This window comes from Arcticibacterium sp. GJ41-1 (assembly GCF_055808875.1).
In genome coordinates this window covers 565,305-578,353 of the sequence record NZ_CM147888.1, presented here as the reverse complement: position 1 = coordinate 578,353, position 13,049 = coordinate 565,305, and the positions used below count along the sequence as shown (strand labels likewise).

The following is a 13,049-nucleotide window of genomic DNA, read 5'->3' as shown; positions in this document are numbered from 1 at the left end:
AAATGCTACCCCTTCATCCAATTCTCCACCATCTTAACACCATGCTGTGTCAAATAAGCTTCTGGGTGAAACTGCACGCCACGCACGTCATATTTCTGATGTGCTTCTGCCATTACGTAGCCATTATCATCTTTCGCAGTTATTTTCAAGTCTGATGGCATAGAATCTGGCAATACTGTCCAGCTGTGATATCTACAAACATCAAAGCGACTTGGAATGCCTTTGAAAAGCAATTCGTTTTCATCTATCACCTCACATGGCGTAGTAACACCGTGAAGCACCTCACCCATGTTTTCTAACTTGCTACCAAAAGTTTCACCGATGGCTTGATGTCCTAAACAAACACCAAAAATGCTTTTTGTGGTTTTATATTCTGCCAATAAATCCATCATGATACCTGCTTCTTCAGGAATTCCTGGGCCTGGAGAAAGCATGATTTTATCGTATTTCTTAACATCTTCTACAGATATTTTGTCATTACGAAACACATCTACATCGCCACCTAATTCTTTTAAAATGTATACCAAATTGTACACAAAAGAATCATAATTATCTAGTACTAATATTTTCATTTCTTTGCTTTCTTTTTACCCTCTTCAGACATAATCCAGTTGGGGTTTCTTGTTATTGTCTTTATATGTTTGGCCTTCCTAAATCTCAGTGCCGACCAATCTTCGTCTATCGCTACCATTCTTACAGGTTCAAAACCTAAATCGCCTAAAGCTTGCCAGCCATTATCTCTGTTAAACTCGCAGCTGTATTTCTTAGAGCTTTTCTTAGGATACGCAAACCAGAACAAAGCATCTTCAGCTAATTTCTCGGCCACTTTTGGACCTAATTTTTCAATCTCTGCTAGCTTGGTACAAAATATCAAACTAAATGGAATCTCCGACGCATCTAATTCCGTTTTCACGCCTAGAAATTGACCAAAAGTCTTCATCATCTCCTGAAATTCATCCGGAGCATTCATTATCAAAATTGACTCTTGCGTCTTAAAATTTAGTTTTTTCAGTAATGTATTCATATCGCCTTATAACTAAGTCAAACCACTGTCAAATCTAAGGAGCGTAGTCGAGAACTATATCCCCTCCGCCATTTCCATGGCATCTCTTAATGCTCCTAACTTATTTCCAACTTCTGCCATTTCCAGAGCCACATCAGATTTTGCTACCACGCCCATTCCTGCTTGATAAAAAAGTCTGTTGCCCTTGCTCAAAAATGTACGAATGGCAATAGCGTGGTTAAAATTACCTTTGAAATCCATAAAACCAATGGCTCCACCGTAGATACCTCTATTGGTATTTTCCAGTTTGTTGATAATAGTCATGGCCATATGTTTTGGTGAACCCGAAAGCGTTCCTGCCGGAAAAGTGTCTGCCACTAACTGAAGCGGATTGGTTCCTTTCATCATCTTCCCTGTCACTTTTGAAACTAGGTGAAGTACATGAGAGTAAAATTGAACCTCTTTAAAAACCTCCACTTTTACCTGTTCTGAGCTACGGCTCAAATCATTTCTAGCCAAATCTACCAGCATCACATGCTCTGCAGACTCTTTAGGGTCGGCGTCTAGTTGCTTCGCCAATTCAGCGTCCTTTACATCGTCACCCGTTCTTTTAAAAGTACCCGCTATTGGATGAATCTCTGCCTGCTCGCCGTCAATATGAATTTGCTTCTCTGGCGATGAACCAAAAATGCTGTAATCTCCTCCATCAAAATAAAATAAATAAGGAGAAGGATTGATGCTACGCAATGCTCTGTAAACATTGAAATCGTCTCCCTCAAACTGCTTCGAATACCTTCTCGATGGTACTATTTGAAAAACATCACCTCGTAAACAATGTTTGATACAGGTGTTGATGGTAGCTTTCATTTGCTCGTCAGTCACGTTGCTTTCTTCTTCACTCGTGATTTTAAACTTGCTACTGCTCGACTTTGGGTTATTCACAAAAAGCTCAATGGTCTCTAAACCATTCTGAACAGGATTCTTTTCCCCACCATAGGTATGTTCAAAAATATTCAACTCATTTTTAAAATGGTTTATGGCTATCACATACCTGTAAACCCTGTAAATCAAAGAAGGAACCTTATTCTCTTCATTTTTTTCTTGAATATCAATGTCTTCAAAATACTGCACCGCATCATACGCCATATGTCCAAAAAGACCATTGCTTATGGAACCGCTCTTGCTCTCTGGAGCTTCAAATCTAGCCGCGAAGCTCTTCAAAACGCCTACCGCGTCTTTTCTGTTTTCTAGTTTAAAGTCTTCTTTGCTTCCGTCAGGAAAAACCTGCTTCACCTCGTCGTTATCTATCACGATACTCGCCACAGGGTCGCAGCCAATGTAGCTGAAACTGTTTTGCATGGCATGGTAATCTGCACTTTCTAGCATGACGGAGTACTTGTACTGGTCACGAAGACGCATAAAAATACCAACTGGGGTCAATGTATCTGCCAGTTGTTTTTTAGAACGGGTGGTAATATTAAATATCTTACTCATCTTAATTTTTCTAATGTTTTAAATTGGTCAATGGCTACGCTTTGACACAAAAAAAGCGGCCTTCTGTCAAACAGAAAGCCGCGTATATATTTTTAAGCATAGCAAACTCTGTTCAACTCCTTCGAGAAGAAAGCCACCACCAAGAATTTGTTCTGCTTTGATTGTTCATGCCGTAAAACTAGAAAGGAAAATTGAAAATGCAATTATAGATTCAAAAAAAATGGAATTAAGCATTAAGTACTTTGAAAACCTCCTCCCTCGAAACAAAGTCAGTTCTATCCACTTCTCTCATACTAAGCAAAAGACTATAATCAAGCTTTTCTTCTTCGTCTAAAAGATTGAAAGCTTCTTTTCTCGTTAATTCTTTAAAGCCATTCAAAAATTGTTCAATCTCCTCTCGCTTGCCCGTTTTGTCTAAGGTAGGAAGTTCTTTCAATTTAGAGCGTAATACGTCTATCAAATCTATGTCCATGAAAATAAAACTAGTAAAATTTTGACCATTTTTCAACAAAAAAGCCCGACCTAAGGCCGAGCTTTTCATATATCTCTAAGATAATTTCTTATCCTTTTGCAGCAGCGTAACGCTCTTCTACAGCGTTCCAATTTACTACTGACCAGAAAGCGTCAATGTAATCAGGACGCTTGTTTTGATACTTTAAATAGTATGCGTGCTCCCAAACATCAAGACCTAAAATAGGAGTACATGGGCACTCAGCTATATCCATTAAAGGATTATCTTGGTTTGGAGAAGAACATACACAAAGAGACCCGTCAGCTTTAACGCCTAACCAAGCCCATCCAGAACCAAAACGTGTTCCAGCAGCTGCTTTAAATTTAGCTTTGAATTCGTCAACAGAACCAAATGTTTCAATGATAGCCGCCTTTAATGGTCCAGAAAGGTTTCCACCAACTCCCTGAGGAGCTAAGATTGACCAGAAAAGAGAGTGGTTATAATGACCTCCACCGTTATTTCTTACCGCAGCACCGCTAGTACCAGCTACAGCTAAAATTTCCTCGATAGTCTTTCCTTCTAAATCTGTACCTGCAATGGCGTTATTAAGATTGTTCACATATCCGTTATGATGACGGTCGTGGTGTATCTCCATAGTCATTGCATCAAAATGAGGTTCTAATGCATCGTTTGCAAATGGTAATGCTGGAAGTTCAAAAGCCATAATAATATTGTTTTAAGTTTTCTAATTTACTGTTCTAATAGGGTAACGGATTCACTTGCCATTATGTTCGCAATTGTTCAAAAAATTGCTTTATCAGCTGTTCTGACTCCGTAGCTAATATGCCAGAAGTAATCTCTTTTTTTGCATTAATAATATCCTTGGAGTACTTACTATAGCCTCTTTTCACGTCATTAGCCCCAAAAATAATGTGGTCTACCTGACTCCAAGCCAATGCCCCTGCACACATCACACAAGGCTCCAATGTTACATAAAGCCTGCATTCTCTTAAATACTTGGCGTCCAAATTATTTGCCGCCGCTGTTATGGCCAGCACCTCCGCATGAGCTGTTACATCTTTTAGGCGTTCGGTTTGATTATATCCTTTACCTATAATTTGATTTTGCTCCGTAACCACAATGGCCCCTACAGGAACCTCGCCTTCTTCAAAAGCCTGATGGGCTAAGTCCATCGCTTTTGACATAAAATACTCGTGCGAAAAAAGAGGATAGGATTGTTTCATGGCTCAAAAGTATTTCAAGTCGTTTAAGAGACAAAGCCTTTGCCTTTTTTTCGCAAATCTATAATTGACAGAAATGGTTCTTTGCCTTTTTTTTTGTCAATTTGCGAAGCAATAAAAAATACACAATGGAAATCAAACCAGAAGAAGTAAAAACATTTATTCAAGCAGCCTTAAAAGAAGATATAGGTGATGGCGACCACACCTCTCTATCTACCGTGCCAGCCGATGCCCAAGGAAAAGCAAAACTCCTTGTTAAAGACGATGGCGTTTTAGCAGGAATAGAATTAGCCAAAGCTATTTTTAAGGAGGTAGACCCTGAGCTAGAAATAGAAGTTTTACTGAATGATGGTGATGATATCAAATACGGCGACATTGCTTTTTATGTCACAGGCAAAGACCAATCTATCTTAACTGCCGAAAGATTAGTGCTTAATTGCATGCAACGCATGAGCGGAATAGCCACTACTACCAGAGCCATTGTCAAAAAACTAGAAGGCACCAAGTGCAAAGTACTTGACACCAGAAAAACGACTCCTAACTTCCGATTGCCAGAAAAATGGGCGGTTAAAATAGGTGGTGGTGTAAACCACAGAACGGGGCTTTATGACATGATTCTCATCAAAGACAATCACGTGGACTACGCCGGTGGCATCAAAAACGCCATGCTTTCTGCTCAGAAATACTTAAAAGATACTGGAAGAAACTTACCAATAGAGGTAGAGGTAAGAGACTTTGACGAGTTAAAAGAAGTTTTAGAAATAGGTGGCGTGGTGAGAATCATGCTAGACAACTTTAATTACGAACAAACAAGAGAAGCTCTAAAGATTATTGACGGACGTTTTCCTGTAGAATCTTCTGGAGGAATTACTCCTGAGACAATAAGAGGATATGCCGAATGTGGCATAGACTACGCCTCTATGGGATACTTGACACACAGTATTAAAAGTTTGGACTTAAGCCTAAAAGCCATAAAATAAAACACTCAGGTTTTATTTGGAGATGGGATTCGTTTTAGGATAAATTTGACTTCAAATCAATTCAACTAAATGAAAACCAAACTACTCTCGCTTCTTCTAATAGGTACCTTAACGCTTGCTTTATCAAGTTGCAAGAAAAAAGGAGGTCCATTGTCATGTGCTGCCGATACTGTAAGGTATTCTGAAGACATTAGCACATTTATTAATAACCAAACAAAAGGAAACTGCGAAGCGGTAAAAAGCTCTATAGACAAACTATACAAAAGCTGTACCGCACTGGCCGTAACCGACAGAGAGGCGTATGAAGAGTTTCAGAATGATTTTGACTGTAATGATTACAACTAACTTATCAGACTAAACTTTATTTGTCATGAAACCAGTTTTACTTTTAGGCTTATTAGCCTGCCTTTCTTTGGGCTGTAAAAAAGCTTCCGTTTTAAACCCTGCTAACAATTGTGATAAAAAAGCAGAGGATTATAGTAACGCCATATCCGTTTTTGTGAGTGCACAAACTCAAGCAAATTGTGAAACAGTAAAATCAACCTTAGAGGCTGCTGTAAAAGGCTGCACCATAGGTTTAGGTGTTGACGCTTCTACCTATGAAGATTTAGACTGTTCTCAATTTTAAATATTCTCCCGATCTAGCCATTTTGGACTTAAATCGGGAGTATAAGCATACATTAATTCAAAAACCCCTTCAATCGAACCTGAGATTTGAACAATATCTCGGTTCGTTTGTTTTAAGAATCCTTCCCTCACCATTAAGTCTAACTGGGCTATTAAAGGCTCATAAAAGCCATTGACATTTAAAAGGCCAACAGGCTTTTTGTGCAAACCTAACTGAGCCCAAGAAAGTATTTCAAAAAGCTCATCCATACTACCAAAGCCTCCGGGAAGTGTAATAATGCCATCACATATTTTTTCCATCAAAGCCTTACGCTCATGCATGGTTTCTACCACATGAATTTCTGTCAAATCAGGATGGCCTACCTCTAGCTTATCAAGAAATGAAGGAATTATCCCAATTACCTCACCGCCATTTTCCATAACGGTGTCGGCTATTGCTCCCATCAAACCCAAACTACCTCCACCATAAATAAGGCGAATACCTCTTTTGACCAACTCCTTTCCTAAAGCAATAGCAGTTTCTTTATAAATGGGATTTGTTCCTGGGTTTGCACCACAATAGACTAAGACAGATTTCATCAAGCGTTTTCTTTTAATTAATCCTCAGTTGCCCAAAAATAGGAGATTATTTTTACTAATTTGGAACAGAATTGAACCAAAACAAACCCTTCGAAATGAGTATTGAAGAAAACAGACGGTCGTTTATAAAAAAAATGGGTGGTAGTGCAATAGCCCTTCCCTTCTTATCAAACAAAAGACCAGCACAGCCTAAAGAAACTTATGACGGTAAAAAGCTAGGTATAGCTTTAGTAGGATTGGGATATTATGCTGTAGAAAAAATCCTTCCAGGTATTGATGAATCTCCCTATTGGGAATTAAAAGGCATTGTAACAGGAACTCCTTCAAAAATTCCTGCCCTGAAAGAAAAATATAATTTAAAGGATGAAAACATTTTGAACTATGACAACTACGCTAATCTGGCAAATTGCCCTGATATAGACGTGGTTTATGTTTGTCTTCCGAATGGCATGCATGCCGAATACTCCATTAAAGCCGCTAATGCTGGCAAACATGTAATCACTGAAAAGCCTATGGCAAATAGCGTTAAAGAGTGTGAAGATATGATGGAGGCTTGTAAAAAGAACAACGTAAAATTAGCCGTAGGATATAGATGTCATTTTGAGCCTTTTAACCTAGAGCTTATGCGATATGGCCGAGAGAATACTTTTGGCAAAATAAACTATATACAAAGCATGTTTGGCTGGACTGCTGGCAACCCAAAAATGTGGCGTTTAAATAAGGAACTCGGTGGTGGTGGCCCTCTTATGGATGTAGGAATTTACAGCATTAATGCCGCTAGATACACTAAAGGAATGGAGCCTCGCTCTGTGGTAGCTCACTTCGGCCCGGTAACCGATAAAACTCGATTTAGCGAGGTTGAAGAATCTGTGTCATGGCATATGGAATTTCCTGACGACACTGTCTTCACTGGCTTCACAAGTTATAATACTAACGTAGAGAAATTTCAGGCCTATGGAGATAAGGGTTGGGTAGAGATGGGACCTGCTTTTAGTTATGGCCCTATTGTAGGAAATACCTCAAAAGGTAAAATGGACATGGAAGTGGTGTACCACCAAACTTATCAAATGAACGGAATGGGTGCTCTGTTTTTAAGCCCTGACCCTATGCCAGACCACTGTTCAGGTGTAGAAGGTTTAAAAGACATGAAAATCATTACAGCCATTTATGAGTCTGCCCGAACTGGCGGAAAAAAGATTATGCTTTAAAATTCCTTTCAAAAAAATACGGTAAAGGTCAATTTGGCCTTTACCGTATTCTTAATAATAGCAATAAAATTTAGAGATAAGGATAATTTTTAAACCTCTGCTTTAAGTGTTTTAATATCTGCAATCAATTGATTTACCGAAGTCTTATTTAAGCCATTATAAATGCCTCTAATGTGCTTGTTTTTATCAATCAGGACAAAGTTTTCGGTGTGTAGAAAATCGTCAACCGTTTTCTCAATTCCCATATTTTCTTCAATGAAATAAGCGTTTCTTCCTAGGGCATAAATCTGCTTCCTGTCACCTGTTAGCAGGTTCCATTTTTTACTTTTTATCCCTCTCTTATTGGCATAACCTGCCAACTTCTCTACAGTATCTCTATCTGGTGTGACAGAATGAGAAACAAGCATGACCTCATCATCATCCATAAAGGCTTCTTGGAGCATACCCATGTTGTCGCTCATTTGAGGACAAATACCTGGGCAAGAGGTAAAGAAAAAATTTGCCACATAAATTTTCCCATCTAAAGACTGTTCTGTAATAGTGTCTCCCTCTTGATTTACTAGCGAAAAACCTGGGATGGTGTGAAAGTTAATCAGTGAATCACTATCGGAACTTAACCATTGTGGCGTAAAAGATGCTTCGTCAAAAAACGGAAGTTCTTCTACGCGGCTTTCACTTTCACTTTGACATGCGTTTAAAAACAGCAAAGCCAAAACCGCAAAAAAGGAATAATTATTTCTGAACAATTTCATTTTGTAATTCATAACATAAAGCAGAACGTTTCAATCCAAAAATTCTTCCATTTTTAGCTTCATAATTCACATAAAGTTTCCCGTTTTCCCACCAAGTTTGCTGAATACCTTCCTCTTTTCCATTGACAATGTTCATCTTTTTGAAAATCTTACCACTTGGGTACCATTTCCTTTGAACACCGTGTACCACACCATCCACAAAGTTAGACTCAGAAACTAAAACGCCATCAGCAGACCATGCTCTGGACGCACCTTCTCTTTTATTTGAGCTAAATTTAGCTTCATACCTAAGTGTACCTGCCCCATCCCACTTTTGTGCCAAGCCTTCTTTTTTTCCTTCATAAAATGATTTTCGCTCTCTTACCTTACCATCTGGAAAGTATTTAACAGCAAAGCCACTGAAGGCTTTGCTGTCTAAAAACCATTGACCGGTATTGGCATTCAGTACCAGCTTGTCTTCTTCAATTTCAATGTTCGGAATTGAAATGCTAGAAGATAAACTTTGGCATCCAAAAAGTACCCACAATGAAAATATTGAAAACATAATTATCTTATTGAACTAGGTGTACCTTGGTAAGCTCCAGGGAAAATGATGTAGTACTTATTAATGTAAAGTTCGTTTTCTATATGGTAGTGATAAACAGCTTCTGTAGAGTGCTGTGTAGTGCTAGTATGACCACCAGATTCGTCTAAGTCTGTAGGATAAGTGCCTGTAGAGTTACATTTCCTTCCGTATATAAAGAAACCGTCTGCAATAATTCCAACAAGTTTTTCATCATCTTTTGTCCAAGCTTCTGGCTCTGTATGGTAGTGATATTCTGCTGGTCCAATATGAGCTCCTGAATAATCTAAACTTACAGCAGCCTGACTTAAAGCACCGTTTCCTTCTTGATCATTAAAAATAGCTGCACCACTTACCGCAATTCCAATAGCACCTAAACTCGTTGCTGTAGTTTGAGACGCTTTAGTTGGGTTAGCAGAAACAGTTAAAGTAGCATAACCATCATATCCTGTCAATAAACTTGGCGTAGACACAAAACCCTCTTGAGGTTCTACGTATAAAGCATTTCCTTCACCCCAGTAAGGTGTGGTATGATTTGGCAAGCCATTAGTTTCAATAACCACATTAGAACCATCTAAATAAATGTCCGTATTGTCTTCATCGAATTCGGCAAAGGCAGCACTTAAGTTACTTGTGACATCGGCTACTGGATCTTCACTATTGTCATCACAGCCCGAAAAAGTAAACAAACCCGTAAGGGCAACAGCAGTGGTTATTACTAAATTTCTCATTCTCTTCTTTATTGATTTTTTATTCTCTTCTTAGTTAGAGTCTTTTCCAGAAAAAAACTTGCGGCCGATTCTAAAATAAAACCAAAAGAAAGGCACAAATCATCACAAACAATTCACTACAAGACTAATACATGAAAAATATTTTTAAATATATTTTATGAAAGAGTATGATTTAAATAAAGCTGTTTCACGAAATCAAGGCCCTGTTTTATTAAAATCAATAAGGAGACCTAGGGCAAAACGGTTTGAAGTCAAACCGTTTCTATTGTCTTTTTGGTTTGAATCCGAATCATTCCTAAATTTAGAAAATATTATTTCCTACAATTTGTAAATGAAAAACCACAGCGAACCAGGCATATATTTGACTCCAATATATGGTTTAGAAATATCTAAAGAAATTAGAGGAGAATTTCAAATTGGGCGAGTTCAATTTTTCAGAAGAGAGAAGGCTCCATACCTAAAAAGGAGATTTGGGATACCCATTGTTTTCCACAAAGACAATCCTTTTAAAAAGATCTTTGATTCATGTAGGACTTTTGCACTAGTTTATTTTAAAAATTCAAATAGTAACACAGAAAAAGATGGTAAAAGGCTCGTTAACGAAGCAATTGAAATACTTTCCTACTCACAAGTAGTTTTTTGTGCAAACCCTTACGAGTTTGGTAACATTGAAAACACTACACGCTCAACCTATTCCGTTTTGCACAAACAGCCTGTACGTTATAATTCTAGTTTTCAAAGAGAGGGAAGAATGAGAGGCTTTACTCTTAATAAGGAATGGGAGGGATTTCATAAGAACTTTTTCTTTTTCAAATTATGCAAACTTTTAAGTCAAAATAACGAATTCAAAATTAGCCCCTCGTGGAAAAAGACAATTAATGAATCCGTAAGAATAATGGGAAAAGCTAGTATGTCAACTGATTATAAAAATGGATTTCTACTAAATATGATAGTTTTAGAAATGCTTCTTACAAAAAAACAAGACAAGTATTCGAAAATTTTACCAGAAAGAGTAGAGGCGTTTATTGGTTGGACAGAAAATTGGAAGACAGAAAAAATCCATAATAAAATAGGCACTTTTTACAGAAAAAGGTGTGAGATTGTTCACGACGGAAATTTTGAAAATGTCTCAGAAATTGATTATAAGTCTATTAAGGAATTGAATTTTATATTATTATGGAATATTGTAGAACATATAAACCATTTTACCTCCAAAGAAAAAATTATTGAATTCTCAAATAAATTACAAGCCGAAAAAGTATTAGGACTCAAAGACACAGTTGAACCAAAGTCCCTAAAGTTTATGAAAACTCATACAGAAAAAATAACCTCCTTTGAGCAAATGGTTGAATATTTCAAGTAAAAGATAATAACTCAAACCAAAATCGGACGAAGCTATCCTTGGCTAAATTATTGCTTAACTAAATTCAGGTATACACTATTTGACAACCTAAATTCAAAAAATTGCCAAGACTTTCATTATTCCTAATTCTTGTTCTTTTCGGCTGTGCTGAAGAAGATGGCATAAATGCCCAACAGGCCAAAATAATGTTTGATGATTTCAACTATGAAAGCAGTACAGACCCTGTTTTAGGAAATTTTGGATGGACTGTAAGGACGGGCCGTGGCGGGCCAGGAGAAGCAGGTACCACTTGGCTAGAAGAAAACATTGATTTTATTGATGACGAAGTCATTCCTGACAATAAACTACTTCGGCTTACATCCACTACCAATGGAGCAGGAAGAAATACCTATCAAGCCGAAATTTACCATACTCAAACCTATCTTGAAGGAACATACGCAGCTAGAATTCATTTTTTTGATAGCCCATCAGAAGGCATAGATGGCGATGAAGTGAATCAAACTTTCTTCGCAATTTCTACTTTAGAATACCCTTTAGACAGTAATTATAGTGAACTAGATTTTGCAGAATACCTTCCAAATGGTGGATGGGGTTCTGGTGAGCCTACTTTTTGGATGACTTCATGGGAGACCTATCAATCTTCACCATATATACAAGATTCTAAAACGGATGAAATAGACGAGAGTTTTGAGGGCTGGCACACCGTTAGTGCTACCGTAGGAAATGGTGAAATCAAATATTATGTAGATGGCATTTTAAGAGCCATACATGGTGGTGAATACTATCCAGAGCAAGATATGAGCATCACTTTTAATCTTTGGTTTATTGCTGGTCGCCTCCTTGGCGACACTAGCACCAGAAGCTACCAAGAGTTAGTAGACTGGGTTTACTTCTCTGAAGATTTGGAGATAGACCATACTCAGATTGAAACTAAAGTAGAAGAACTGAGACAAAAAGGCATTACTCGCATAGACGATTTTAAATAGCTTTTTGCGAAGGTTTCTTTACCCCTGCCAACAACAGATTTTCTACTCCTGACGTATTTTATCCACTTCATGCACTCAAAAGACTACATTCGCCTACTTAATAGCTAATGCAGCTGTTTTCTTCTTAAATTTGGGTAGAACAATTTTGACGGACACGCCGTCTTGAATTACTACAACCTACCCTATGAAAAAATTAACTTTTCTAATCGCTTTACTTTTCCCCGTGCTGCTTCATGCACAATCAGGGAAAGTGATGGACAACCTAAAAATGGACAGCAAAATCCTGAAAATGGAGCGAAACTATGCCGTCTATTTGCCACCAGGTTACGAAACATCCGAGCGTTCTTATCCTGTTTTGTATCTCCTTCATGGTGCTACCGATAACCATACAGGCTGGATACAATTTGGTGAGGTTTTACACATTACCGATAAGGCCATTCAAGAAGGAATAGCTACTCCAATGATTATCATTATGCCAGACGCCGACACCAAGGTGATGGGCTATTTCAATGTTCCCGACTATAATTATGAAGACTTTTTCTTTGAAGAATTTATCCCACATGTGGAGCAAAAATATAGAATCAAAGACACTAAAAGATTCCGTGCAGTAGCGGGACTCTCTATGGGTGGTGGTGGCTCATTTATGTATGCACTGCGTCATCCTGACATGTTTTCTTCGGCTTGCCCTTTAAGTGCTTATGTAGGCCCATTGACTTTAGAGCAGGCAGACCAAAGCATGAAAAGACGGAATCCGAACATTACGGATGCTCAGGTAAAATCTTACTTTGAAAACTATAATGCTCTAAACCTTTTGGCAAAAGCTGATGTAGAAAAAGTCAAAAGCGTAAGATGGTATATAGACTGCGGTGATGACGATTTCCTGTACGAAGGAAACTCACAAATGCACATAGAAATGAGAAAGAAAGAAATCCCTCATGAATACCGAGTGAGAGACGGTGGCCACAGGTGGTCCTACTGGCGTTCTGCATTGCCTGAGGTACTAAGATTTATTTCAGACTCGTTTCATCAAAATTGACCTACACTCTCTCCCGATGGAGAGGGAACTTAATAT

The 13,049-nt window shown here is 38.1% G+C and carries 17 protein-coding genes; 7 read left to right on the top strand and 10 right to left on the bottom strand.

Annotation, left to right across the window (positions count from 1 at the left end; translation table 11 throughout):
- Positions 1-5 precede the first annotated feature (5 nt).
- The 6 genes from AC0L6O_RS02455 to AC0L6O_RS02430 form a co-directional block, all read right to left on the bottom strand.
- Positions 6-572, bottom strand: coding sequence for an anthranilate synthase component II (locus AC0L6O_RS02455; protein ID WP_473306055.1), 567 nt, complete (start codon positions 570-572; stop codon positions 6-8).
- Positions 569-1,024: a hypothetical protein gene (locus tag AC0L6O_RS02450; protein ID WP_473306054.1), complete on the bottom strand. Its 456-nt coding sequence runs from the start codon at positions 1,022-1,024 to the stop codon at positions 569-571. The genes AC0L6O_RS02455 and AC0L6O_RS02450 overlap by 4 nt, the downstream gene beginning before the upstream one ends.
- A gap of 54 nt (positions 1,025-1,078) precedes the next feature.
- Entirely contained in the window at positions 1,079-2,497 is a 1,419-nt protein-coding gene (locus tag AC0L6O_RS02445) for an anthranilate synthase component I family protein (RefSeq protein WP_473306052.1), read from the bottom strand.
- A 226-nt stretch (positions 2,498-2,723) separates the two neighbouring features.
- Complete coding sequence (locus AC0L6O_RS02440) at positions 2,724-3,038, bottom strand: hypothetical protein (protein WP_473306050.1); 315 nt, start codon at positions 3,036-3,038, stop codon at positions 2,724-2,726.
- A gap of 19 nt (positions 3,039-3,057) precedes the next feature.
- Positions 3,058-3,672 carry a superoxide dismutase gene (locus AC0L6O_RS02435; RefSeq protein ID WP_473306049.1) on the bottom strand — a complete coding sequence of 205 codons (615 nt, stop codon included), beginning with the start codon at positions 3,670-3,672 and terminating at the stop codon, positions 3,058-3,060.
- Between the two features lie 61 nt (positions 3,673-3,733).
- Positions 3,734-4,192, bottom strand: coding sequence for a nucleoside deaminase (locus AC0L6O_RS02430; RefSeq protein WP_473306048.1), 459 nt, complete (start codon positions 4,190-4,192; stop codon positions 3,734-3,736).
- A 125-nt stretch (positions 4,193-4,317) separates the two neighbouring features.
- Here AC0L6O_RS02430 and nadC point away from each other — a divergent pair, with 125 nt between their 5' ends.
- The 3 genes from nadC (at position 4,318) to AC0L6O_RS02415 (ending at position 5,797) form a co-directional block, all read left to right on the top strand.
- Positions 4,318-5,169 (top strand): carboxylating nicotinate-nucleotide diphosphorylase, encoded by an 852-nt coding sequence (nadC, locus tag AC0L6O_RS02425; RefSeq protein ID WP_473306046.1) that lies wholly within the window; start codon positions 4,318-4,320, stop codon positions 5,167-5,169.
- A 69-nt stretch (positions 5,170-5,238) separates the two neighbouring features.
- Positions 5,239-5,514: a hypothetical protein gene (locus AC0L6O_RS02420; RefSeq protein WP_473306044.1), complete on the top strand. Its 276-nt coding sequence runs from the start codon at positions 5,239-5,241 to the stop codon at positions 5,512-5,514.
- 25 nt (positions 5,515-5,539) lie between these two features.
- On the top strand, positions 5,540-5,797 hold the full coding sequence (locus AC0L6O_RS02415; RefSeq protein ID WP_473306043.1) for a hypothetical protein: 258 nt from the start codon (positions 5,540-5,542) through the stop codon (positions 5,795-5,797).
- On the opposite strand, the gene AC0L6O_RS02410 is transcribed toward AC0L6O_RS02415, so the two are convergent.
- On the bottom strand, positions 5,794-6,375 hold the full coding sequence (locus AC0L6O_RS02410; RefSeq protein ID WP_473306042.1) for an LOG family protein: 582 nt from the start codon (positions 6,373-6,375) through the stop codon (positions 5,794-5,796). The genes AC0L6O_RS02415 and AC0L6O_RS02410 overlap by 4 nt on opposite strands.
- Before the next feature lie 95 nt (positions 6,376-6,470).
- Between AC0L6O_RS02410 and AC0L6O_RS02405 the strand changes: the two genes are divergently transcribed.
- Positions 6,471-7,583, top strand: coding sequence for a Gfo/Idh/MocA family protein (locus tag AC0L6O_RS02405; protein ID WP_473306040.1), 1,113 nt, complete (start codon positions 6,471-6,473; stop codon positions 7,581-7,583).
- 89 nt (positions 7,584-7,672) lie between these two features.
- Here the strand turns inward: AC0L6O_RS02405 and AC0L6O_RS02400 are convergent, their stop codons facing one another.
- The 3 genes from AC0L6O_RS02400 to AC0L6O_RS02390 are packed head-to-tail and all read right to left on the bottom strand — an operon-like array spanning position 7,673 to position 9,628.
- Positions 7,673-8,335, bottom strand: a complete 663-nt coding sequence (locus AC0L6O_RS02400; protein ID WP_473306039.1) for an SCO family protein — start codon at positions 8,333-8,335, stop codon at positions 7,673-7,675.
- Positions 8,316-8,879 (bottom strand): toxin-antitoxin system YwqK family antitoxin, encoded by a 564-nt coding sequence (locus AC0L6O_RS02395; protein ID WP_473306037.1) that lies wholly within the window; start codon positions 8,877-8,879, stop codon positions 8,316-8,318. Before AC0L6O_RS02395 ends, AC0L6O_RS02400 begins: the two co-directional genes overlap by 20 nt.
- Positions 8,880-8,881: 2 nt before the next feature.
- Positions 8,882-9,628 (bottom strand): YHYH protein, encoded by a 747-nt coding sequence (locus AC0L6O_RS02390; RefSeq protein ID WP_473306036.1) that lies wholly within the window; start codon positions 9,626-9,628, stop codon positions 8,882-8,884.
- Positions 9,629-10,379: 751 nt separating this feature from the next.
- On the opposite strand from AC0L6O_RS02390, the gene AC0L6O_RS02385 reads away from it, so the two are divergent.
- From AC0L6O_RS02385 to AC0L6O_RS02375, 3 genes are all read left to right on the top strand, one after another.
- Positions 10,380-10,991: a hypothetical protein gene (locus AC0L6O_RS02385; protein WP_473306035.1), complete on the top strand. Its 612-nt coding sequence runs from the start codon at positions 10,380-10,382 to the stop codon at positions 10,989-10,991.
- Positions 10,992-11,092: 101 nt separating this feature from the next.
- Complete coding sequence (locus tag AC0L6O_RS02380) at positions 11,093-11,977, top strand: glycoside hydrolase family 16 protein (RefSeq protein ID WP_473306033.1); 885 nt, start codon at positions 11,093-11,095, stop codon at positions 11,975-11,977.
- A gap of 184 nt (positions 11,978-12,161) precedes the next feature.
- The gene (locus AC0L6O_RS02375) at positions 12,162-13,013 is read left to right on the top strand and encodes an alpha/beta hydrolase (RefSeq protein ID WP_473306031.1); all 852 of its coding nucleotides are present in this window, start codon (positions 12,162-12,164) and stop codon (positions 13,011-13,013) included.
- The last annotated feature ends 36 nt before the right edge of the window (positions 13,014-13,049 follow it).